Here is a 2,569-nt window from a genome sequence, read left to right on the forward strand (position 1 = left end):
ATATCTGCGACAAAATCACCAAACTGTATCCGACAGTCATGGTGACAACAAGTCTGAAGGTGAAAATCGGACAGACACTGAAAGTACTCGGCTGCTCTACGAAGCACACCAACAAAGGCCAGTGCTATCGCATTGTTCCGCTGTGTGCCTGACGAGTGAAGGGTAGTGAAGGGTAGTGAAGGGTGGTGAAGGGTTGTCGCAACCCTTCACTCCTTCAACCCTCTGCTACAGAGATACTTAGGTTTAAAAAGTGAAGGGTGAAGGGTTTTCGCGAATATTCTTCTGCACTGACAATCTTAGGCGTGGTGGCAACTGTTTCCATAGCTATGAGTTTTCCGTCAGAAGCTTTCTGATGTGCATCCGAAGGTTTCTGATGTACGTCCGAAGACTTCGTATGTACATCAGAAGGCTTCTGATGAAAACTGCAAAGGTATGCCGAGCTTAACGCAGACGTTTTTGCCAGACTCTTCAACCTCTTAACAATAATTTCCAACAAATAAAAACAATGCCAAAATATATAGTAAACGAGATGCCCGACATGGAGGGCAAAGGAAAGCGTAGGGTTTATCCAAAGCTGGAGGCCTACAGACGTCTGAACAACGACGAACTGGTGAAGGAAGTGCATAGCTATCATAGGGCTGTCAGTGAGAGTGTCATCGAGGGAGTGCTTTCGTCGGTGGTTGACGTGATTATGCGTAAACTGTCGCAAGGCTACACGGTGAAGATTGACGACTTGGGCGTGTTCTCGCTGTCGCTCGCCTTCAACGACGACAAGCCTACCGAGATGGCGAGTGACGACGACCGCATGGCACGACGCAAGGTGGAGGTGAGCAACGTGAACTTCAAGGCAGACCAGAAACTCATAAAGAAACTGCGCATAGAAACAGAACTGGAGCGTAAGTCCGGCGGTGTTGCCAAGGTTATGAAGACTCCATTTTCAAGGGAGGAACGCATAAAGAATGCGCTGGAGGTGATTGACCGCAACGGCTTTATTAAGTTAAGAGAGTATGCCGAAATAAACAAGCTAAATCCCACTTATGCCTCAGACGACCTAAAGGAAATCTGCGGCGACCCTGACGCACCGATAACATCGCGTGGCAGCGGCAGCCATAAGGTATGGGTGAAGAAACAGGAAGGGGTTTGAAGGGAAGGGCGCTTTGCGCAATTAAAGAATTAAAAAATTAAAGAAGTATCGTCATGTTTGAAGGGGTTTGAAAAGTTTGATTTGGGTTTGAAAGGGTTTAAACAAGTCTGTTTTTGTTCCAAAATTGAACTAAAACACTTTATTTGCATCATAAAATTGCAGATTTTCGTCCATTTATGCGAGAGTCTGCAATTCTTTTTATATCTTTGTGGTCAAAATTTGGCGAACCTTATTAAGAAAAGCCTCATTTAATAAGAGTAATCTCTGATGATGGCAGTGGAAGAAAATGATTTTCAGTCTAATAAGACTGACGCTTCATTGTATAATGGGCGACCGACTGACACCGGTGAACAGTGTCACAGTGTTGGAGCTGCATCCCTCACTACCTCAATCTCCAAATACAAGGATGGGGTGTCGGTAGGGAATGTCCATACACAAAAAAAACATTACCAATAAACGACAATGCATTTATTATGGATAAGGCACATCAACTTTTAAAGTCCGTATTTGGATATGATTCGTTCCGTCCTCTTCAGAAGGATATCATAGACCATGTCATTTCAGGGCAGGACGCATTGGTATTGATGCCAACAGGTGGAGGAAAATCAATCTGCTATCAGATTCCATCTCTGTTACTTGAAGGCACGGCACTCGTTGTGTCTCCTTTAATTTCTTTAATGAAAGACCAGGTGGACGCCCTCCAAGCTAATGGTATTGCAGCTGAAGCTCTCAACAGCAGCAATGAGGAATATGTCAACAGAATCATCCGCTCACGTTGCCAAAATGGAGAAATAAAGATTCTGTACATTTCTCCCGAGAGACTTATGACGGAGATACAATGGCTACAACAATTCGTAAAGATATCCATGATCGCCATCGACGAGGCGCACTGCGTATCACAATGGGGACATGACTTCCGCCCCGAATATACTCAGTTGGGAGTTCTAGAGGAATATTTCCCGAAAGTCCCGAGAATTGCATTGACGGCAACTGCAGACAAGATTACAAAAGCGGACATAGTGGAGCAATTGCGATTGAGGAATCCTCGGATATTCATCAGTAGTTTTGATAGACCTAATTTAAGTCTTGATGTACGCAAAGCATATAGAAAACGTGAGCGTTTGCGTACTATTTTGGATGTCATAGGCCGACACCCCAACGAAAGCGGCATCATTTATTGTCTGTCAAGAAAAGGCACGGAGGATTTGGCGGCCGACTTGAAATCCAAAGGTGTTGAAGCTGGAATATATCATGCAGGACTATCGTCAGAAGAGAGGAATCGGGTGCAAGATGATTTCATCCTTAATTCCGCAACACTATTACAAATATAACTTTTTAAGTACCTGAGCAACAAAAAGTTGCTCAGGATTTTGTCATGTCAGATTTTTCACCTATCTTAGTGTTGCAAATCAAAATATATATCAA

At 43.9% G+C, this 2,569-nt stretch carries 2 protein-coding genes and 1 pseudogene; all 3 read left to right on the plus strand.

The window, feature by feature from the left end; genetic code table 11:
• The first annotated feature begins 14 nt into the window (after positions 1–14).
• Complete coding sequence (locus tag CIK98_RS19020; RefSeq protein ID WP_371683235.1) at positions 15–152, plus strand: DUF3874 domain-containing protein; 138 nt, start codon at positions 15–17, stop codon at positions 150–152.
• Positions 153–505: 353 nt separating this feature from the next.
• Positions 506–1,144 (plus strand): HU family DNA-binding protein, encoded by a 639-nt coding sequence (locus tag CIK98_RS02595; RefSeq protein ID WP_094382731.1) that lies wholly within the window; start codon positions 506–508, stop codon positions 1,142–1,144.
• 473 nt (positions 1,145–1,617) lie between these two features.
• Positions 1,618–2,445: pseudogene (locus tag CIK98_RS02600) on the plus strand (ATP-dependent DNA helicase RecQ); the annotation flags it as partial.
• Positions 2,446–2,569: the final 124 nt, after the last annotated feature.

This window comes from Prevotella sp. P2-180 (genome assembly GCF_002251435.1).
Classification (GTDB): Bacteria; Bacteroidota; Bacteroidia; order Bacteroidales; family Bacteroidaceae; genus Prevotella.